The organism is Acinetobacter radioresistens DSM 6976 = NBRC 102413 = CIP 103788, from assembly GCF_006757745.1.
GTDB lineage: Bacteria > Pseudomonadota > Gammaproteobacteria > Pseudomonadales > Moraxellaceae > Acinetobacter > Acinetobacter radioresistens.
In genome coordinates this window covers 1,194,106-1,212,796 of the sequence record NZ_AP019740.1, presented here as the reverse complement: position 1 = coordinate 1,212,796, position 18,691 = coordinate 1,194,106, and the positions used below count along the sequence as shown (strand labels likewise).

At 42.2% G+C, this 18,691-nt stretch carries 24 protein-coding genes and 1 pseudogene; 2 read left to right on the top strand and 23 right to left on the bottom strand.

Annotated features, from left to right (window positions below; genetic code table 11):
• Nucleotides 1-104: 104 nt before the first annotated feature.
• Nucleotides 105-653: a helix-turn-helix domain-containing protein gene (locus ACRAD_RS05600; protein ID WP_005025599.1), complete on the bottom strand. Its 549-nt coding sequence runs from the start codon at nt 651-653 to the stop codon at nt 105-107.
• Nucleotides 654-743: 90 nt separating this feature from the next.
• Here ACRAD_RS05600 and ACRAD_RS05595 point away from each other — a divergent pair.
• Both ACRAD_RS05595 and ACRAD_RS05590 read left to right on the top strand, forming a co-directional pair.
• Nucleotides 744-1,401: pseudogene (locus tag ACRAD_RS05595) on the top strand (AzlC family ABC transporter permease).
• Nucleotides 1,398-1,724 carry an AzlD domain-containing protein gene (locus tag ACRAD_RS05590; protein ID WP_005025594.1) on the top strand — a complete coding sequence of 109 codons (327 nt, stop codon included), beginning with the start codon at nt 1,398-1,400 and terminating at the stop codon, nt 1,722-1,724. The pseudogene ACRAD_RS05595 and the gene ACRAD_RS05590 overlap by 4 nt, the downstream one beginning before the upstream one ends.
• Before the next feature lie 84 nt (nt 1,725-1,808).
• On the opposite strand, the gene ACRAD_RS05585 is transcribed toward ACRAD_RS05590, so the two are convergent.
• The 22 genes from ACRAD_RS05585 to ACRAD_RS05480 all read right to left on the bottom strand — a co-directional run bounded on the left by ACRAD_RS05585 (nt 1,809) and on the right by ACRAD_RS05480 (nt 18,675).
• Nucleotides 1,809-2,174 carry a lipopolysaccharide assembly protein LapA domain-containing protein gene (locus tag ACRAD_RS05585; protein ID WP_005014685.1) on the bottom strand — a complete coding sequence of 122 codons (366 nt, stop codon included), beginning with the start codon at nt 2,172-2,174 and terminating at the stop codon, nt 1,809-1,811.
• A gap of 21 nt (nt 2,175-2,195) precedes the next feature.
• Entirely contained in the window at nt 2,196-2,501 is a 306-nt protein-coding gene (locus ACRAD_RS05580; RefSeq protein ID WP_005014686.1) for an integration host factor subunit beta, read from the bottom strand.
• Nucleotides 2,502-2,657: 156 nt separating this feature from the next.
• Nucleotides 2,658-4,331, bottom strand: coding sequence for a 30S ribosomal protein S1 (gene rpsA / locus ACRAD_RS05575; RefSeq protein WP_005014687.1), 1,674 nt, complete (start codon nt 4,329-4,331; stop codon nt 2,658-2,660).
• 105 nt (nt 4,332-4,436) lie between these two features.
• Complete coding sequence (gene cmk / locus ACRAD_RS05570) at nt 4,437-5,120, bottom strand: (d)CMP kinase (protein WP_005025592.1); 684 nt, start codon at nt 5,118-5,120, stop codon at nt 4,437-4,439.
• 10 nt (nt 5,121-5,130) lie between these two features.
• Complete coding sequence (locus ACRAD_RS05565) at nt 5,131-5,565, bottom strand: SRPBCC family protein (RefSeq protein WP_005025590.1); 435 nt, start codon at nt 5,563-5,565, stop codon at nt 5,131-5,133.
• 82 nt (nt 5,566-5,647) lie between these two features.
• Nucleotides 5,648-6,139 carry a tRNA adenosine(34) deaminase TadA gene (gene tadA, locus ACRAD_RS05560; protein ID WP_005025588.1) on the bottom strand — a complete coding sequence of 164 codons (492 nt, stop codon included), beginning with the start codon at nt 6,137-6,139 and terminating at the stop codon, nt 5,648-5,650.
• Between the two features lie 3 nt (nt 6,140-6,142).
• Entirely contained in the window at nt 6,143-7,267 is a 1,125-nt protein-coding gene (locus ACRAD_RS05555; protein WP_005025586.1) for an enoyl-CoA hydratase/isomerase family protein, read from the bottom strand.
• Nucleotides 7,264-7,977, bottom strand: coding sequence for a uracil-DNA glycosylase (gene ung / locus ACRAD_RS05550; protein WP_005025584.1), 714 nt, complete (start codon nt 7,975-7,977; stop codon nt 7,264-7,266). The genes ACRAD_RS05555 and ung overlap by 4 nt, the downstream gene beginning before the upstream one ends.
• A 44-nt stretch (nt 7,978-8,021) precedes the next feature.
• On the bottom strand, nt 8,022-8,618 hold the full coding sequence (locus ACRAD_RS05545) for a 6-pyruvoyl trahydropterin synthase family protein (protein ID WP_005025581.1): 597 nt from the start codon (nt 8,616-8,618) through the stop codon (nt 8,022-8,024).
• Between the two features lie 96 nt (nt 8,619-8,714).
• The gene (gene gspK / locus ACRAD_RS05540; protein WP_005025579.1) at nt 8,715-9,659 is read right to left on the bottom strand and encodes a type II secretion system minor pseudopilin GspK; all 945 of its coding nucleotides are present in this window, start codon (nt 9,657-9,659) and stop codon (nt 8,715-8,717) included.
• Nucleotides 9,660-9,681: 22 nt separating this feature from the next.
• Nucleotides 9,682-10,317, bottom strand: a complete 636-nt coding sequence (gene gspJ / locus ACRAD_RS05535) for a type II secretion system minor pseudopilin GspJ (protein WP_005025578.1) — start codon at nt 10,315-10,317, stop codon at nt 9,682-9,684.
• Nucleotides 10,314-10,700 carry a type II secretion system minor pseudopilin GspI gene (gene gspI / locus ACRAD_RS05530; protein WP_005025576.1) on the bottom strand — a complete coding sequence of 129 codons (387 nt, stop codon included), beginning with the start codon at nt 10,698-10,700 and terminating at the stop codon, nt 10,314-10,316. The genes gspJ and gspI overlap by 4 nt, the downstream gene beginning before the upstream one ends.
• Nucleotides 10,690-11,253: a prepilin-type N-terminal cleavage/methylation domain-containing protein gene (locus tag ACRAD_RS05525; protein WP_005025574.1), complete on the bottom strand. Its 564-nt coding sequence runs from the start codon at nt 11,251-11,253 to the stop codon at nt 10,690-10,692. Before ACRAD_RS05525 ends, gspI begins: the two co-directional genes overlap by 11 nt.
• Before the next feature lie 14 nt (nt 11,254-11,267).
• Nucleotides 11,268-11,876, bottom strand: coding sequence for a TetR/AcrR family transcriptional regulator (locus tag ACRAD_RS05520; RefSeq protein WP_005025573.1), 609 nt, complete (start codon nt 11,874-11,876; stop codon nt 11,268-11,270).
• Nucleotides 11,877-11,915: 39 nt separating this feature from the next.
• Complete coding sequence (locus ACRAD_RS05515; RefSeq protein WP_005025571.1) at nt 11,916-12,689, bottom strand: TatD family hydrolase; 774 nt, start codon at nt 12,687-12,689, stop codon at nt 11,916-11,918.
• 43 nt (nt 12,690-12,732) lie between these two features.
• Nucleotides 12,733-13,074 (bottom strand): PilZ domain-containing protein, encoded by a 342-nt coding sequence (locus ACRAD_RS05510; RefSeq protein ID WP_005014707.1) that lies wholly within the window; start codon nt 13,072-13,074, stop codon nt 12,733-12,735.
• An 18-nt stretch (nt 13,075-13,092) separates the two neighbouring features.
• Nucleotides 13,093-14,076: a DNA polymerase III subunit delta' C-terminal domain-containing protein gene (locus ACRAD_RS05505; RefSeq protein ID WP_005025569.1), complete on the bottom strand. Its 984-nt coding sequence runs from the start codon at nt 14,074-14,076 to the stop codon at nt 13,093-13,095.
• 17 nt (nt 14,077-14,093) lie between these two features.
• On the bottom strand, nt 14,094-14,855 hold the full coding sequence (gene kdsB, locus ACRAD_RS05500; RefSeq protein ID WP_005025565.1) for a 3-deoxy-manno-octulosonate cytidylyltransferase: 762 nt from the start codon (nt 14,853-14,855) through the stop codon (nt 14,094-14,096).
• Between the two features lie 9 nt (nt 14,856-14,864).
• Nucleotides 14,865-15,875, bottom strand: a complete 1,011-nt coding sequence (lpxK, locus tag ACRAD_RS05495) for a tetraacyldisaccharide 4'-kinase (RefSeq protein ID WP_005025563.1) — start codon at nt 15,873-15,875, stop codon at nt 14,865-14,867.
• Between the two features lie 3 nt (nt 15,876-15,878).
• Entirely contained in the window at nt 15,879-17,606 is a 1,728-nt protein-coding gene (msbA, locus tag ACRAD_RS05490; protein ID WP_005014715.1) for a lipid A export permease/ATP-binding protein MsbA, read from the bottom strand.
• Entirely contained in the window at nt 17,606-18,028 is a 423-nt protein-coding gene (locus tag ACRAD_RS05485) for an ExbD/TolR family protein (RefSeq protein WP_005014717.1), read from the bottom strand. The genes msbA and ACRAD_RS05485 overlap by 1 nt, the downstream gene beginning before the upstream one ends.
• Before the next feature lie 14 nt (nt 18,029-18,042).
• A complete protein-coding gene (locus ACRAD_RS05480; protein ID WP_005025558.1) occupies nt 18,043-18,675 on the bottom strand; it encodes a MotA/TolQ/ExbB proton channel family protein in 633 nt (210 codons plus the stop codon).
• Nucleotides 18,676-18,691: the final 16 nt, after the last annotated feature.

The window sequence follows — 18,691 nt, the reverse complement described above, 5'->3', positions numbered from 1 at the left end:
TCCATCTTATAAAAATCGGCCAATTATAAAGTGATTCATGCCATGCTCAAAGCAGGAATATATTGATAATGCAAAAAAGCCTGGTTATCTTTTCTAAAACATATTTATCTCTGTTCAGAGATCAGAATAGCTCTCGTATCATGTTCTAAGGCCTCAAAAATATGAGCCTGATCGGCAGGATAACAAATGTAATCCCCTTCATTAAGCACAATCGGTTCTGAAACTAAGCCTACTTTAGCCTTACCTTTCATAATAATAATATGTTCTATACTTCCGATTGAATGTGGCTGACTGCAACGCGGTTCGCCTGGATGTGTAGTAAGGATATAAACGTCTCGTCTGGCACCTGTGGGACAGTTTGCCAGTAATATTGCCTGATAATGAGCAATTTCAGAACTAACGGATGGGCCTTCGCCAAAACGAATAACCTGTGTTTGTGCAGTATTAGCCTCCATTAATTTTGAAAATGGAATATCTAGAGCCACACATAAAGCCCATAATGTTTCCAAGCTTGGATTTCCTTGCGCAGCTTCCAGTTGAGACAAGGTTGATTTAGCAATACCTGCGCGGCGGGCTACCTCTGTCAATGACAATCCCGCTTTTTGTCTTTCTCTTTGTAATCCTTTAGCCACAATCTCAATAGGCAATGTCATAATTCACCATAAAAAACTAATGTTCGTTTTGACGAACGATATAAAATTAAACTATTATATCGTACGATCGTTTGATATAGAAAACAAAAGATGTGCAATGAAGAGCGAAAAAAATTAATTAAAGCCATTACACTCATCTCGGTGGCAACCAGTATTGTAGGCATTTCTTTAGGATCGATTGCAGCCAGTTTCCATATACCTTTATGGATTCCTCTAGCTTTATCTATATTTGTATTGGCAGGCGCTGCAGAGTTTACTTTCATTGGTCTGATTGCATCAGGTGCCAATCCAATCTTTGCTGCATTGACCGGTATATTAATTAATTTAAGGCATTTCCCTTTTGGCCTATCAGTTGCTACTTTTATTGAAAAAAAATACTTATCAATTTTTTGCTTGCCATATTATGAATGATGAGAGTGTCATGTTCGGCCTCAGCCAAGAAAATACTCATTCAAAAAAGTGGGCCTACTGGATGTGTGGCTTAGGCATCAGCATACTTTGGCCGCTTGGTGTATTTATCGGTTATCTGCTTAGCAAAAATATTCCAGATATCTATATTTTTGGTATTGATGCAGCATTCCCAGCCATTCTTTTTGCCTTAATCCTGCCAATGCTCAAGAATAAAACCACACGAAATCGAGTATTTCTGGGTACATCACTTTCCTTAGCCTCTATTCCCTTACTTCCAACAGGTCTTCCTGTTTTGGTGTCTATGTTTGGTTTAATAATAGGACGAAAAACAAAATGAAATATAGTGAAAGTTATATATTTATAGCGATTATAATTCTTGCATTAGGCACCTATCTGATTCGTTATTCTGGGTTCTATTTAGCCAGTCGCATTACATTTAAAGAATCTCATCAACAGCTTTTTGCAGACTCTGCTTGTGTGCTTCTGTTTAGCTTAGCGTTATTCAATACACTATTTACTGAAGATCATTTTAGTGGCATGAGTAAATTAGTCGGAGTTTTAGTTGCAGTCGTATTTGCATGGAAAAAGTATTCTTTTATCATAGTCATTATGATTGCAATGACCGTTACAGGTATGTTGAGGTATATAGGCTTTGCATAAACAAAAAAAGCTCTTTATTCCAATAAAGAGCTTTTAAGGGTCTTATAAAATCAGCTGGATTTTATAAGAGTTAAACTAGAAAAATTATAATGGTGTACGATTCTGGCTTTCCGGATTAATATCTAAAACTGTTTTTTCATGTCGGGCACTTGCTGCGGCTTCGGCAGCTGCTAGCTGAGCAGTATGAATCTGTTCTTTACGTAAATGCTCAATGTCTTGGCGAAGGCGTTTAATCTCCCAATTGCGTTGAAATACGCGGAATACTTGCACACCAAGAAGCAAACCTGCAATGATTCCCAAGCATAGGGTCAATAATAGCAAAAGTCCCAAACGCATAGCCGGTACTTGTGTAAATAACAAGTCAACTGAAAGTTCGGTTCCATTTTGCAGTACGAGTGCAAGTGCATAACCAAATACAATAATTAATAAGGCGACTAAGAGATAACGCATAAACACCCCACATGATTAAGTTTATTTATTGGCAGATTCGTTTACTGCGTCACGGAGTGCTTTACCCGGTTTAAAATGTGGTACGGCTTTCGCTGCAACTTCTACCGCTTTACCAGTTTTAGGATTACGGCCAACACGTGGTTCACGATGGTGCAATGCGAAACTACCAAATCCGCGTATTTCAATACGATTGTCTGTAGACAGCGCTTCAATCATCTGATCAATCATGATTTTTACGGCCTCTTCAACAAGAGGTTCAGCCAAATGCGGGTTTTTCAGTGCAATTCGCTCTATTAAATCGGATTTATTAAGTGCTTCAGTAGTCATCTATGACCTCTTAAGTTATCAAGCTACTCTAACTCTTGCAGATAATAACCTGTTTAAATACAAAACGGTAGCGCAGTACACTAATACTACGCTACCGTTTACAGTATTTGTATAAAAAGTACTAAGTAGTTACACTACTATGTCCTTTTTTACATATTACTTCATTTGAGCCTTGATCAAGTCACCAATCGTCTTAGGACCATTGTCTTGATTAGTTGAAGTCTGACGCAGGTTAGCTACAGCTTCTTTCTCTTCAGCTTCATCTTTCGCTTTGATAGACAGGTTGATAGAGCGAGATTTACGATCAACATTGATGATCTTCGCTTCAACTTCCTGACCAACTTCAAGGAATTTAGTTGCATCTTCAACGCGATCACGGTTGATTTCAGAAGCTTTCAGAGTAGCTTCAACTTCGTCAGCCAACTTCACAGTTGCGCCACGAGCATCAACAGCAGTTACAGTACCTTTAACCAAAGCACCACGTTCGTTAGCAGCAAGGAAATCATTGAACGGATCGCTGTTTAATTGCTTGATACCTAGGCTGATACGATTGCCTTCAGCATCTACAGACAGGATAACGGCTTCAACAGTATCACCTTTCTTGTAACGACGGATTGCTTCTTCGCCCTGTTCGTTCCAAGAGATGTCAGACAGGTGAACCAGACCATCAATACCACCTGGCAAACCAATAAAGATACCAAAGTCAGTAATTGACTTGATTGTACCTGAAACCTTTTCACCTTTGTCGTGGTTCTTAGCAAACTCTTCCCATGGGTTAGCACGAGTTTGTTTAATACCCAGAGAGATACGACGACGTTCTTCGTCCACTTCAAGAACCATAACGTCAACTTCGTCACCGATCTGAACAACTTTAGATGGGTGGATGTTCTTGTTAGTATGGTCCATTTCTGAAACGTGTACCAAACCTTCAACGCCTTCAGCAATCTCAGCGAAACAGCCGTAGTCAGTCAGGTTAGTTACACGAGCTTTAACGATAGAACCTTTAGGATAACGGTTCATGATCGCCATCCATGGATCTTCACCAAGCTGTTTAAGGCCTAGAGATACACGGTTACGCTCACGGTCAAACTTAAGCACTTTAACAGTAACTTCTTGCCCTACTTCAACCACTTCTGATGGGTGCTTGATGCGTTTCCAAGCCATATCAGTGATGTGTAGAAGACCATCAATACCGCCCAGGTCAACGAATGCACCGTAGTCAGTAAGATTTTTGATCGTACCAGTAACTGTTTGACCTTCTTCAAGCTGAGCAAGAAGAGCTTCACGGTCAGCTGAAGATTCAGCTTCCATTACTGCACGACGAGATACCACAACATTATTGCGTTTAGCATCAAGTTTGATTACTTTAAATTCTAACTCTTTACCTTCAAGGTGAGTTGTATCACGGATCGGACGAGTGTCTACCAGAGAACCCGGCAGGAACGCACGAACTGGACCGATGTCAACTGTGAAACCGCCTTTAACTTTACCAGAGATAACACCAGTAACGATTTCGCCGTCTTCAAAGATTTTTTCAAGTTTAGTCCAAGTTTCAGCACGTTTTGCTTTTTCACGTGATAAAACTGTTTGGCCCATACCGTTGTCAAGAGCTTCAACAACAACGTCTACAGTATCACCAACTTGAACTTCAAGTTCACGCTGGTCATTTAAAAATTCAGCACGGTCAACAACGCCTTCAGATTTAAGGCCAGTGTCAACAGTAATCCAGTCAGCATCGATGCTTACTACAACACCTTGGATGACTGCACCCTTTTCAACGTTAAGGTTTAATTCGCTTTCTTCAAAGAGGGCTGCAAAAGATTCGGTCATGATATACCTGATAAAGTCAACGGTCTTGGATCAGACAAGGCCGGTTTAGTTAAACATCCACATAGTCCATAAGAACTGATCAAGCTATGCTTCTGTTGATATTCTTTAGTGCGCTAATTGGGCATCGACATAGTTGACCATCAACTTAAACACTTGATCTATGCTCAAATTTGAGCTATCAATAATATAAGCATCTGGTGCAGGCTTAAGAGGAGCAACTTCACGTTCCATATCTCTTTTGTCGCGCGCCTGTATATTAGCTAAAATGTCGCTTATTTTAACATCCAGCCCCATACCCTGCAACTGTTTTACGCGGCGCTCTGCACGCGACTCGGCAGATGCAGTCAGATAGATTTTCGCCTGCGCTTCAGGAAAGATAGTTGTAGCCATATCCCTACCATCTGCAACTAGGCCCGGCTGCTGTGCAAAATCACGCTGCCGTGTAAACAGGGCTGCGCGCAGTTCTGGCACAGCAGCTACTTTTGAGGCATATTCTCCAACCCGTTCAGTACGAATAGTCTGAGTAACATCTTCATCATCTAAATAGATTTTCGTGCCCTGATCAGTGCTTTTAAAGCGTATATTCAACTGTGCAGCCATATCTGCACAGCCAGCCAGGTTGCTTTCCAATTCTTCAAACAGGTCACGTTTATGTAATGACAGCCCTAAAAGGCGATATAAGGCTCCCGAATCAAGTAAATGATAACCATAATATTCGGCGAGCTTCGCTGCTAATGTCCCCTTTCCTGAACCACTTGGACCATCGATAGTAATAATTTGAACTGTCATTAATTTTCCATTAAGAAACTGATTTTGCTAACTTTGAGAGACCTAGTGTAATCGCGCCTTTAAGCTGTGCAAGTATTAATTTACTGACAAACGGTGCCTTTGCCTGCAATTCAATCCGGTAGCGCACTAAAGTTTTATCTCCTGCCAGCTCTTCAAACTCAATTCGGCCTAAATGATGTCGGATTAAAGGATTTTTAATAATCTTATATTCAATACGCTTATTTTCTTCAAGCAGTGTAATTTCTTCTTGCAGAGGTTTGACTGGTCCATATCCCATACGGCGAACTGATCCGACCCCGTCCGGACGCTGCGGATCAGCTGAGTCTTTACTACGCACGACCTGTATAGGTGCAAATGCTGTATTATATGTTGAATGCTTGGAGAGCAATTCAAAGACTTCGGATACAGGCGCATTAAACTGTTTTTTTACTTCAATATAATTCATTTTCTTTCCTGTGTTTTTTATTGAAAATTGATAATTTAAAGAGTTCTGAAACCATGATGGTATCTATTTTATGGAGATTAGTTCAGAGTTTACTCTGCTGACGCTTCTGTTCACGCCGCATTTTAAAGAAATCACTTAGCTGTTGTGAACACTGTTCTTGTAAACAGCCTGATTCAAATTGAAATAGATGATTATAATAACCACTCTCTAATAAGCGGCGCGCACTGACGAGCGATCCGGCTTTAGGCTCAGTCGCTCCAAAAACCACTCTCTGCACCCGTGCGTGGATTAATGCTCCTACACACATTGTACAAGGCTCAAGAGTGACATATAAAGTAGTATCATCTGGCAGTCGATAATTTTGTGTCAATTGACAAGCCTCTCGAAGGGCCTGTATTTCTGCATGAGCTGTTGGGTCATGCTTGAAAATTGGCTGATTATGTCCTACACCAATAACCTGGTTATTACTTACAATTACCGCACCTACCGGAACTTCCCCTTTTGACGCTGCAAGTGCAGCCTGCTCATAGGCAAGCTGCATCCAGTAATGATCATCGAATTCATGTTGCTGCATATATCAGTCAATCACCTGATATTGTTTAAGTAGTCTGTTCCAGCTTTCATTTGTGGTTACTGGTGGTTGATCACCCAAGATACTGCGCAGACTTAAATCGGCATTTTGTTTCCACTCAGGTGACAAATCTTTATCCACCAGTCGTGCACGTACTCCTTCAACAAAATCAGGATGGCGGATTTTCCAGTTGGAAATTTGAAGTTCAAGCTCAAATACTTCGTTCCAAGAATGAACCTGACGCCCCCATTGCCATAACAGCCAAGTAAGTGCCGCTGTGGCAGGCGAGCCCTTTTGCAGATTTTCACTTGCCTGACGCAACCAGTCACTACGAGCATCACTTAAACCAATAATAGCCTGATAGTCCTGTTCAAAATTTATACCCCGGCAGACACTATGAATCACATCAAGTGAATTCTGTAATGGGCCTGGGGCCACCGGTCGGTGCAGGCTGTTTAAGGTATCATCAATCGCACGGAAACTTCCCGCAGGATAATGATTCCAATCAATACTGATGACTTTTTGTAATACTACATCACGCTGTGCATCACAGATATGGGTTGCCCAACCGATACCATAAGCGCCAGCAGAGGTCATAATTGAACCCGTCAGACCGGTAAATAAACCTATCGGACCCCGATCTGCCAAGAAACGGCTTGCACCGACATCAGGATATAAACCAATATTAATCTCAGGCATAGCTAACCGCGAATAGGGAGTGACCAGCCGGAACGGTGCTGCCATAAACAAGCCCAGCCCACCTCCCATAACATAACCTTCTCCCCAGACCAGAATTGGTTTGGCATAATTATGAATGAGTAAATCCAGTGCGTATTCCTGTTCAAAAAACCGGTTCGCTGTATCTACTTCATGATTAATGACTAATTGACGTAGTTTACGAACATCTCCACCTGCACAAAAGGCTTTCGGTGTTGTTGAATCTAACCAGATAGCCTTGACCTGATCATCATGCTGAAAATCTTCAAAAGCCTTCAGTAATGCAGAAACGATAGATTCATCCAGAGCATGCAAGGATTTCGGACGATTTAAACGTACTATACGCCAGCCATTGTCCGCGGCTTCAACGACCAAGTCAGGATGATAAGAATTTAGTAAGGGAGAATTTGTCATGCGTCCAGCTGCCAGTCTATAGGCTCAATGCCATGTTGTGTTAAATAATTATTTGTTTTGGAGAATACTTTACAACCGAAGAAACCACCACGGTTGGCTGCCAAAGGAGAAGGGTGAGCAGCTTTCAAGACCAAATGTCTGTCTTGATTAATTCGCTGTCCTTTACGCTGTGCATATGCACCCCATAAAATAAAGACAACATGTTCCCGCTGTTCATTTACCACATCAATCACATAATCGGTAAAATCTTCCCAGCCCTGCTTTTGATGAGAAGTTGGCTGACCTGCCTCAACAGTCAATACGCTATTTAGCAGTAATACACCTTGCTTTGCCCATTTGGTCAGATCACCATGGTGAGGCTCAGGCACACCCAGATCAGTATGCAGTTCATGAAAAATATTACGTAATGATGGCGGTAAACCTACACCACGATGTACAGAAAAGCTCAACCCGTTGGCCTGATTAGGCCCATGATAAGGATCCTGCCCCAAAATTACGACCTTCACCTGGTCAAGTGGAGTCATATTTAATGCCTTAAATATTTCCGGGTTTGGGGGATAAATTGTTTTTTGAGCTTTCTTTTCTTCTCGCAAGAAGTTACGCAAGTGTTCTATCTTGGCACCCAGCAAAAAATCTGCCAAGGCATATTTCCAACTTTCGTCTAACTGAACCTTACTCAATTTTTCATCTTGCTGCTCAGTTAACTGCATGCCTTTTTCCTTAAAGTCTTATCCAAAATAAAATATCCGAAGTTTTAAAGCTTGACCTGCAGCTCAACTCCAGGATTTTCAAATTTCAAACCCTGTTTCAATCTTTCATACATGGTCGGATCGGCCCATTCTTGCTGAACCTGTTCAGAAAATTCGATCTGTTCAAGCTGTAATAAACCCATTTGCCTATTTTCTATATCTTCCTGAAAACTCTGTGCATAACCTGTATCTGTTTCATGCACAATTACCGAGTAAACCTCAACATCACCTTCCCCGTTCTGGGTAACGGTTGAATTTAGAACCTGCTGGGCTAGAAAGAAGAAAATGCGCGAAAACTGTTCAGCAGAGGGTGAAACAGGCAGAGCTATCCAGCGCGCACTAAATTTTTTGCACGCTGCAATATATTCCTGGTCATCATTTTGCCAAAAACAGATGGCATGGTCAAAACTGTCGAAAAGATCTTTAATCACCCCTTTCAACAGGCCGAAGTCGTAGACCATCTGTCCATGATCCAACCGGTTAGCCTTGAGTAACAACTCAACCTTGTAGCTATGGCCATGAATTGAACGCTTACAGCGATCCGAAGTGCAATTTCGCACGATATGAGCGTTTTCAAACTTAAATAACTTACGAATTAACATGCGCCGAATAGGTAATTGACTGCAAATATTTTTAATTATAAAGCAAAAGTAAAGTAGTTCGCAGCTATTTTTATAACTGCTCACAATTCATGCAGTCTAAAATGGGGCAAGACTTCGAAAATATACATAGATCTGGTTTTCATCGCGTTTAAAGTATGTTGTGAACTGCCGTTTACGTTCTGAGAGCCGTACTTCAATTTCAGCTTTAAAAAAATCTGACTTTATATCCAGCAATGGATTTACTTGTGCTTTGTTGGTAGCACTTATCTGATCGAATGGCTCAAGTCCCCACAAATCGCCTGTGGCATTAAAGTATTCCATATTACTTTGCTTACGCTGCAAAGCATCTGTGACAGCATTCAGATCAAGCTTCTCATCCATACTGGCAAGAACCAAAGCAGGTGCTGTATTGATATTAATTTTGGTCTCTGCTGGTAATGCACTTACATAAGGCGCTATCAATTGGTATTTTTTTCCTTCGAACCCTCTTACCTGCTTCAGCTCTTCAATACTAAAAAACCGGGTATTGGGAGTAAGATGAGGTTGATTCAAACCTTGATAATAACTGCTTTCCGCGCCCATAGCACCTATAGTCAGATCGTCAGGGTCCTGCCAGTCAATCACTGCCTGGCTTAGTTCGGCAGGCAGACCAACACGGACCAGCAAGCGCTCAAACCAGGCCTGAGCATCCGGATTAACCGTACCATCTACCTTAACCAAATTATTTAAATTAAACTTTCCGCTTTCATCTTTTAAACGACCTGAAATATAACCGTCTTCTACGGGAAAGGCGGGCATAGGCTGTGCCCAAATTTCCTGTAAATGATCAATATCTCCAGCATTTTCTTTGTCTTGTTGCAGGATTTCAGAGAAAAATGCTTCAGCACTTTTTGCATAGAGTAAAGATTGGTCCTGTCGCATCAGGTAAGCGGTGTTATCTGCTGTCTGACTTTGCCGCTTGGCAATAGTGGCAGCCAGAATGGTTGCCAAGGCAACCATCATCAGAATAGTAATAAGTGCTATACCCTGTTGCTGCCGCATAGTAATCCCCAGTTTTTTACTTTTAAGATGGATTTATTGTTTTTTCTTTTAAATCATCTGTATTTAAAAGGCTGTAAATCCATTCGTATTCAGTTCCATTTATGGTCAGATTGATTTTAAAACCGCGCGGTAGAATTTTAAGCTGTTCTGATTGGGAAGCAGGATCTAATACGCCTTCAGGCCATCTGTTCAGTTCAGCCGGATTTAAGACGCTAATCCGGTATTGCTCGACCTGATCAAGAAGCACACTTGACTGGGGCTGAATAGCAGTTGAAGTATTCAGGTTTTGATATTTTAACCGGTACAGTTTCTGATCTGCACTACTGTATTGATATTCGATCCGCTCATAAGGCCCCAGCCCTTGGCCCAAAGGATCAGTTACACCAGCTTTACTAAAAATAAAATGCTGATCGTTTAATTCAAGTGCAGGACGCAACTCTCCTCCATTATTTGCAGTTAATGGAATCAGTTGCAGGCTGTCACGTAAGATTTGCTGATAAGCTTCCTGTAACCGGGCAAGATTTTGCTCATGTATACTATTTCGTTCTTTTACTTTGATCAGATAATCAAAAACCTTCCAACCCAGCGCAGAGAGTGCTGCAAAAATCGCAATTGCGACCAACAGCTCCACAAGAGTAAAACCCCATTTATATTTCATGAAGTATTTTCTTTGAGTGGATGATTAAAAAACACCAAGGTCGCAATTCCATTTTCAACCTTACCCTGCTCTGTATTAAACAGACTAATTTGTACTTCAATACGCTGTACATTTGGACTGATGGTGGAAGCTGCCTGTTTGTCAATTTGCCAGGTTTCACCTTGAGATGTTACCTGTTTAGACTCTGTTCCCTGTAACCACGCCTGATTCATTTCCATGAGAGCAATTTCATTCATACCTACAAATTGCGCTTTTGTCCTTAAAATTGCATTTGAGGTGGCTTGTGTATATTGCATGGCTACTTTTGTCAGGGCAACTGCTGCTGTCGCAAAAATTGCTAGCGCAACCATAACTTCAAGTAATGTAAAGCCTTTAGGTTTCACTAATTTTACCTAAATAATCAATTTCGATTTCATGACCTACCGGCCTTTGCTCCAGATAGAACTGGATGCGTACAGGTCGCACTTCTCCATTTCCCAGCCAGATCAGTTTAGGTGCCCGGCTTCCTAATAACTCTTCATTACTGGCATTTTGAAAATCATGATCGAGAGGCTGAATACTAAAGCTGACATTTGGGGGCAAATGTCGAGAAGGAAACTCACTATATTTCTGCCATTTTTCTGGTGCAGGAGCTAAAAACCCAGTAGTAGTTTTCATATCAGCCGTAGCTTGATATTCGAGCAAGTTATAAACAAAAGTATTTACATCAGTAGCTGAGCGCGTTTCAAGTGCGAGTATACGTGCCTGGTCATTGGCTTCGCGGTTGATTTTCTGCAGGTCCAGTAAAAAAACTTCCCTAGCCTGCATTGCTTTACGCTGATCAATACCATTCAAATTCATTACAACAAGAGATGCCATAATACCAATGATCACAATGACCACCATCAGTTCGATTAAGGTAAAACCATAATGAGCAGATGAAGATGAACGGATCATTAGATTATTCCATATCAGGCATATTGTTCATTAACCTGCTTGGGCAGTGCCAAAGCCTGATCAATATAGGCCACTCTTAAAGTATCACGCGACCCCAGATAACGCTGATAAAAACTTGAATTTAAAATTGCTGCCGCGCCATGTGTTAGTGACCAGATCGAAGCGAGATAGTCACGCACTGTCATGATACTGCCGATGGATTCCAAATAGTTTTCGGTCATGCGTATAATAATACGCATTCGCTGTTTACGGACCTGATAAAGCTCACTAAAAAGATGGTGGATTCCCTGTCCGGTAATCGAAAGCCGCTCTTCAATCTGATGAAAAAGTACGGTACGTTCCGGATGATGCAGATGATGCAACATGAAAAAAGCCAAGTGTTCAGGAAAAGATTTTTCGGTATCCTGAATCATTTCCAGCAACATCCGCTCATTGCGAATAATGAGCAGAATATACAGCTCATCCTTACTTTGAAAATGCTTGTATAGAGTACCCTTGGCTAAATCGAGTTCTGCCGCCAGTGCATCAAGTGTCATGCCTGACTCACCATTTTCTAACAGGAGTTGCTCTGCCACTTGAAATATTAATGCTTCTCTTGCCCGAAACTGGGCCTGACGATCCATCTTCACCCGATTACTCTCTTTTTGCTTTTCAATGCGTATTTACTTTGAATTAAGGAGGTTTTCAAAATTTTGTGTTGTTATGAAAGCAATCTCCTCAAGCGGTTTATCATATACATCACTTAAGGCTTTGGCTACATATGGAACATATTTTGGTTCATTAGATTTACCTCGATAAGGTACTGGTGCCAGATACGGGCTATCCGTTTCAATCAAAATACGGTCAAGGGGGACCTGTTTGGCAACATCTCGCAAGTCCTGAGCATTTTTAAAGGATACAATACCCGAGAAAGAAATATAGTAACCACAATCCAGGACTGCCTTGGCAGTTTCCCAATCTTCTGTAAAACAGTGCAGAATTCCATGTTCAGAACCTTCGGCACGAATAATATCAACCGTATCCTGCTTGGCCGAGCGAGTATGTACAACTACTGGCTTTTTTACTATTTTTGAAGCCTGAATATGACGGGCGAAACATTCTTTTTGTTCAGCAATAAAATCCGTACTGTGAAAATAGTCGAGACCGGTTTCACCAAGCGCCCACGCTTTTTCTGCCTGTGCTAGCTCAACCAGATATTCAGTCGTAGCACGCGCCATGACTGTGGCATCTTCACAAGGATGCACACCTACACTATAGCCCAACTCAGGATGACGGATGGCAATTCGCGAAAGCTCAATGTGGTCATCCAGATTTACCGAGATACTCATCATTTTTGATACCCCTACATCTTTTGCCGCCTGAATGGCCAGATCAATATCACCATCATAAGGCGACAGGTCCAGCAGGGTTAAATGACAATGAGTATCTACAAACACAATTTTTTCCTATAACAACCAGTGAGCTTAAAAATCGACAGTTTTAGACGGTATAACCCGGACGATCTGAAGTCAGGCTACCGGCAAGCAGCTTTTCAGCTTCACTTCTATAATAAATTCCTTTCTCGCCACTTAGCTGAATTCCGAAACCTTGAGGTCGAATTCCATTCTGTTTGCGGGAAATCCAGATGACTTTGCCAGTCAAGGGTACTTTCTGAGCTTGTCCAGGCAAAGTAGCTAGCACAAAAACCTCTTCACCCATTTTTACTGGCTGTTGTGATGGAATAAACAGACCACCACCCTGAACAAAACCCATATAACTGGCCTGCAAGGTTGCCCGGTCAGGTATATTCACCTGAATAATACCACCCATACGTGGTTGCATCGACTTTCCCCTTAAGTCTTAAACATTCATCAGCCTGATGAACAGTTGATCCAGAACCAAGTTAACCTGTACATTCTGCTCAGTAAGCTGCTTGGATTTTTGCAAATCTGAATAGATTTCGAATAAAACATCAAGCGAATAATGTTCAGCAACTGGCTTCAGGTTAAGATCAACATTCTTCAGGTTTTGATTTAGCTTGACACAAATCAGATCACACAACAAGTATTCAAACATAGTGATAAATTCAGGAAATGTCAGCTCTTTATGCCATTTTGATGCAAAGAATACCGGCATATTTTTTTGAGCTACCAGTTTTTCCCAATCTTCAAGAAATTCCTGGCGCTTCGGCAACCATGCAGAATCAGCCAACTCTAATGCCTGTAAAGGCATATCACTGGACAGATTCATTAAAAGCTGCAAATTTTGCTGGTTCAGGTCAGATAAGTTGGGACGGATATACTGTTCTGCCTGTTCAGTACTGATTCGATCTAGTGCATAGTGCTGCAGTCGACTGCGAATAGTTGCCGGTAACTTTAAATAATGATCAGCCAGTAAAATAATGACAATGCGCTCCCCCGGTTCTTCCAAAGTTTTAAGCAATGCATTTGCCGCAGCAATATTGAGTGCTTCAGCTGGCTCAATCATTATAACACGCCAGCCCTCACCGGTTTGCTGTACGAAAGGCTGTAAATCGCGTATTTTTTCAATGCGAATTTTAGCATTCTGTTTTTTATTTTCTTCATCGGTCGAAATATGTACATAGTTGGGATGTGTATCTGATTTTAACCACTGGCAACTACTACATTCCCCACACGGTCCTTGAGCTTGTTTATTCTGGCAAAGTATCCAGGCGAGAAAATGCCGGCTAAAAGCTTCTTTACCACAGCCGGATTTACCGTAAAACAGTAGCCCATGACCGATGTCAGGAAAACGCCGCGTCAGTGTATCCCATACAGGCTGCTGCCAAGGATAAATCTGGGATTGCTCAAGAACATTTTCCATATTACTTGTTCCAGCAGTTATTCAAAATAGGAAATATCCAATGCATTTAGCCGGTCAAGATCAGCTTGAGTATCTACACCCGGCGGCAAGTTAGCCATGGCAACAGCAATTGCAATACGATGGCCATTTTCTAGTACACGCAGTTGCTCTAGACTTTCCAGTTTTTCAAGCAATCCCATATCCCAACCTACATAAGCCTGCAGCAGGCTCACACGATACGCATAAAGCCCCAGATGACGAAAAGCCTGTGTATGTAACTGCGGTATAGTCTGCCGGGCAGCATCACGGTCATAAGGAATAGTGGCTCGACTAAAATACAAAGCCTCTCCATGAAGGCTTTTTACCACTTTAACTATACTGTCACGCTGAAACTCATCAAGCTCATGAATCGGCTCACATAAAGTCGACATTGAACATTGGGGCTGATCTATTAATAGCTGTGCAACCTGTTGTACCAGTTGAGCTGGCAATAAAGGTTCATCACCCTGAATATTAACAATAATATCATCACTTCCCCAACCCTTAATCCGTGCAACTTCACTCAAGCGGTCCGTACCTGATGGATGATCTGCACGGGTTAACACCACATCCACATTTTCGTCCCGACACACCTCTGCAATACGCTCATCATCAGTTGCCACACACAAATCATCGAACCCCTGAACTTTACGGGCCTGATCTACCACACGTAAAATCATTGGACGTCCATGAATTTCCAGAAGCGGTTTACCTGGCAGACGTGAACTTGCATAACGTGCAGGGATGACGATGTGTTTCATAAAAAGACCTTAAGAAATCTGTATATCATATTGACCAAGCTGTTGTTCCAGCAGTGCATAACAAGCAGAAGATAATATCGCATCGACCGGCACGACCCAAATCTGCCTTTTAAATTCTGGAACACTCTTTAGAAGTTGGCGGATTTTTACTGCATCTTTTTCAGTAGTAATCAGCGGTTTCAAGTCACCAAATTCCAGATCTTTAAGCTGGTAATCATGATGATCTGCGTAGGCATGATGATAAATCCGATTAATGCCCAGTGAAGCGAGCGTCTGATAAAAGCGCTCAGGAAAACCGATACCTACAACTGCATGAAATTCCAGAGTGGCATCAAATCTCTGCTCTTTTCCTGCATCAGGATTAAGCAAATAAGGCTGCCCAGGCTCAAGATGCATATTAAATACAGACTGAGGATGCTGAGCATGTTCAATTACAGTAGCTTTCTGCAGACGACTCTTCGGTTCGCGTAAGTAGCCTTCTGGCAGGAGTTTTTCATTGCCCAGGCCACGGTTATTATCCAGTACAATCCACTCAATTTGCCGGCCCAATGCCCAATGCTGCAGCCCGTCATCACTAATGATCAGATCAAGCGAATGATGTTGCAATAACAGTTCAATATTAGCTTGCCGGTTGCTGCCTACTGCCATTGGTATACCGGTCGACTGTACAATCAGGCAAGGTTCATCACCAACCTGCTCAGGTGTGGAGTGAACAGAAACCTGTGCTGGAAATGGTCCTTTGCCTCCATATCCGCGGCTGATCACCCCCACTCGCACCTGCTTACTCTGCAAATATTTAACCAGATGAATCAGCAGTGGTGTCTTTCCACTACCGCCCACGGTAATATTGCCAATAACCATAACCGGCACAGGTGAGTGATAGACTTTCTTTAAACCTGCCTGATAGAACCAGCGGTTTATCAAAAATCCTCCACGATACAAGCATGCCAATGGTCTTAAAATAATCAGCCAAGCAGCCTGCTTATTCCACGCATCTTGAATCAACCGGGCCATTGACATGGATCAGTTTTCCTCAAAATTACGCTGATGCAACTGATAATACGCGCCATGCTTTTGCATCAGTTCCTGATGGTTACCCTGCTCGACAATACGGCCTTTATCCATAACCACAATCCGGTCTGCATTCTCAATAGTAGATAAACGGTGTGCAATAACAATAGTGGTCCGTTCCTGCATAGCCTTATCAAAGGCTTTTTGAATGAAATGCTCAGACTCATTGTCGAGTGCACTGGTAGCCTCATCCAGAATCAGAATTGGGGCATTTTTCAAAATAGCACGGGCAATTGCAATACGTTGACGCTGACCACCTGAAAGATTAAGTCCCTGTGCACCTAGAATGGTGTCATAACCTTGCGGCAAACTCATAATAAAATCATGGGCATAGGCTGCTTTTGCAGCTGCAATGATCTCAGCCTCACTTGCCCCTTGTAGCTGACCGTAAGCGATGTTGTCTCGCACGCTACGATTAAATAGTACGACCTGCTGGTTTACCATTGCGATTTGAGAACGCAAGGCTGTCAGTTCGATTTTTTGAATATCGAAGCCATCTAGTAAAATTTTTCCGGAACTGATTTCCTGAAAACGTACCAGCAAATTCACCAGAGAACTTTTACCTGCACCAGAACGTCCAACCAATGCTACTGTCTCACCAGCTTTTACATTAAGACTAAAATCATAAATAGCCTGTGAGCCATCACTATAAGTCAGGTTTACCTGATTAAATTCAATATTGCCTTTTAGTACAGGTTTTAAATCACCTGTATTTTTTTCTTCAGGCATATCCAGTAATTCAAATACTGAATAGGCAGCAGCCATCCCCCGCTGCAACTTTTCATTAATATCTGTTAGAGACTTGATCGGCTTAGCCAGTAATCCGGCAGCTGTAATATAAGCGACAAACTCGCCTGCTGAAGTATTACCCAGAACCTGTGGGCGCAAAGCAATCCAGATGATAATACTCATTGCAATTGCCATGATCAGCTGAACAATTGGGCTATTCATCTGCTGTACAATGACCATTTTCAGGCCACGTTTCAGGTTTTCATTAGAATGATGATAAAAACGCTCCTGCTCAAAGGTCTCTCCACCAAACCCTTTTACGACTGCATTGCCATTTACACTTTCCTGTACAACATGGTTAATATCACCCATAGTATTTTGCACCTGCACGGAAAGCTTGCGCATCCGTTTAGCCGCTTTGCGGATCAATAGTCCAATCAGCGGTGCGAAAATCAAGATACAGATAGTTAAACGCCAGTTGGTATATAATAGATAACCAATTAGGCCTAATGTAATAAAACCGTACTGAACCAGTGTTTTTAAAGATTCAGAAGAAGCAGCTGTAAGTTGCTCCACGTTATACATGATTTTGGCAGTAATCTGGCCACTGTTATTGTCCAGATAATACTGGGCAGGTAAACGCAATAGTTTGGCAAACACCTCTTGCCGGATCTGAAAAATCAGACTACGTGAGATGACGGCTGTATAGTAGCCGCCAATAAATAGCCCCAATCCACGGAAAAAAATCAAGATAATAACCAGAAATGGAAACCAGTTTAAATTCTGCTGGTTTTGGTGCTGAATGGCATTAATGATATATTCAAGCAGCTTGGCAACTGATACCTCTGTAGAAGCATTAATACCAAAACCGACGAGTACAAGTAAAGCTGCCCCCCAGTAAGGCTTTAAATAAGACAGGAGACGCGCATAAACTTTAAAATCTTGCTTCACTAATAACCTCGGGTAGGGAGCTTGGTACTAATATTGACATTTACAAAGCCCAGCTGTCCGGCCGTATCCATCACACGGATTACATCCTGATGGGTGGCCTTGGCATCAGCCGCAATAATAAACATCAAATCACGCCGGTCTTCAGCAACCTGCTTGATTGCTGCGCTTAAATCAGCCACTTCTTTACTGGACAAAGCTTGTCCATTGACTGCGTAATGGCCGGAAGAGTCTACCATAACCTCGATTTTTTGATCGTATTGTTTTGGTGGAACACCCTGTGCATCTGGCAGGGTCAGGTTAAGACGGCTTTGCTGATTAAATGTCGTAGACAAAAGCAGAAATACCAGAATAAATAGTAGGCAGTCGATCATGGGAGTCAGGTTAATCTGGATATCTTCCACTTGAGAGCGCTTGAATTTCATGACATTTGACCTGTTTAGCCGACTTTTCGCAGCTCTGAACCAGCCGTACTACTATAGAACAATGCTGCATGAAATAATGTTGACTGCTGCTCAAGCTCAGCCACATATTCCTGTACCAGTCTTTGAAAGAAACGATAAGCAAATAATGCAGGAATAGCAATCAGCATACCCGCAGCAGTGGTAATCAGGGCTTTAGAAATACCCGGTATCATAAGACCCGGGTTACTGGTCGTACCTAGGTCAATCACCAGAAAAGATTCAATAATACCCAGCACCGTACCCAGCAGCCCAAGTAATGGGGCTACTGCGCTCAAGGTACCCAAAAAATTAATATTCTTTTCCAAATACCCAATTTCCTGAGAGGCTTTCGCTTCCATCTGGGCACGTGCAAACTGCTCACTTTCTTGCCGACTCGCATAGCCTGCCAGCAGAATCTGCCCCAAAGTGCTAGCCTGCAGGTTTGGGGCATGGCTTAACCTGTCGATTACTGGAGCAATATCTTGGGGATGACGTAAAATCAGCTCTACAGGAATCACTTGAGAGCGCTTTAAACGGATAAAGCGCTCCAATGTAATAGCTATGGTAAAAATAGAACATACGACGAGCGGCAGCATTAGCCAGCCGCCAGCTTTAACAAGTTCCCACATGCTGTATACCCCAAAT

Bases quoted from the DNA above. Each gene is read 5' to 3' on its own strand.
- ACRAD_RS05505 (WP_005025569.1), bottom strand. From the start codon at position 14,076: ATGGAAAATGTTCTTGAGCAATCCCAGATTTATCCTTGGCAGCAGCCT.
- ung (WP_005025584.1), bottom strand. From the start codon at position 7,977: ATGCAGTTAACTGAGCAGCAAGATGAAAAATTGAGTAAGGTTCAGTTA.
- gspK (WP_005025579.1), bottom strand. From the start codon at position 9,659: ATGCGGCAGCAACAGGGTATAGCACTTATTACTATTCTGATGATGGTT.
- ACRAD_RS05520 (WP_005025573.1), bottom strand. From the start codon at position 11,876: ATGGATCGTCAGGCCCAGTTTCGGGCAAGAGAAGCATTAATATTTCAA.
- rpsA (WP_005014687.1), bottom strand. From the start codon at position 4,331: ATGACCGAATCTTTTGCAGCCCTCTTTGAAGAAAGCGAATTAAACCTT.
- ACRAD_RS05585 (WP_005014685.1), bottom strand. From the start codon at position 2,174: ATGCGTTATCTCTTAGTCGCCTTATTAATTATTGTATTTGGTTATGCA.
- tadA (WP_005025588.1), bottom strand. From the start codon at position 6,139: ATGCAGCAACATGAATTCGATGATCATTACTGGATGCAGCTTGCCTAT.
- lpxK (WP_005025563.1), bottom strand. From the start codon at position 15,875: ATGTCAATGGCCCGGTTGATTCAAGATGCGTGGAATAAGCAGGCTGCT.
- ACRAD_RS05545 (WP_005025581.1), bottom strand. From the start codon at position 8,618: ATGTTAATTCGTAAGTTATTTAAGTTTGAAAACGCTCATATCGTGCGA.
- ACRAD_RS05590 (WP_005025594.1), top strand. From the start codon at position 1,398: ATGAAATATAGTGAAAGTTATATATTTATAGCGATTATAATTCTTGCA.
- kdsB (WP_005025565.1), bottom strand. From the start codon at position 14,855: ATGAAACACATCGTCATCCCTGCACGTTATGCAAGTTCACGTCTGCCA.
- ACRAD_RS05525 (WP_005025574.1), bottom strand. From the start codon at position 11,253: ATGATCCGTTCATCTTCATCTGCTCATTATGGTTTTACCTTAATCGAA.
- ACRAD_RS05555 (WP_005025586.1), bottom strand. From the start codon at position 7,267: ATGACAAATTCTCCCTTACTAAATTCTTATCATCCTGACTTGGTCGTT.
- ACRAD_RS05510 (WP_005014707.1), bottom strand. From the start codon at position 13,074: ATGCAACCACGTATGGGTGGTATTATTCAGGTGAATATACCTGACCGG.
- ACRAD_RS05480 (WP_005025558.1), bottom strand. From the start codon at position 18,675: ATGTGGGAACTTGTTAAAGCTGGCGGCTGGCTAATGCTGCCGCTCGTC.
- ACRAD_RS05485 (WP_005014717.1), bottom strand. From the start codon at position 18,028: ATGAAATTCAAGCGCTCTCAAGTGGAAGATATCCAGATTAACCTGACT.
- gspJ (WP_005025578.1), bottom strand. From the start codon at position 10,317: ATGAAATATAAATGGGGTTTTACTCTTGTGGAGCTGTTGGTCGCAATT.
- ACRAD_RS05580 (WP_005014686.1), bottom strand. From the start codon at position 2,501: ATGACTACTGAAGCACTTAATAAATCCGATTTAATAGAGCGAATTGCA.
- cmk (WP_005025592.1), bottom strand. From the start codon at position 5,120: ATGACAGTTCAAATTATTACTATCGATGGTCCAAGTGGTTCAGGAAAG.
- ACRAD_RS05565 (WP_005025590.1), bottom strand. From the start codon at position 5,565: ATGAATTATATTGAAGTAAAAAAACAGTTTAATGCGCCTGTATCCGAA.
- ACRAD_RS05600 (WP_005025599.1), bottom strand. From the start codon at position 653: ATGACATTGCCTATTGAGATTGTGGCTAAAGGATTACAAAGAGAAAGA.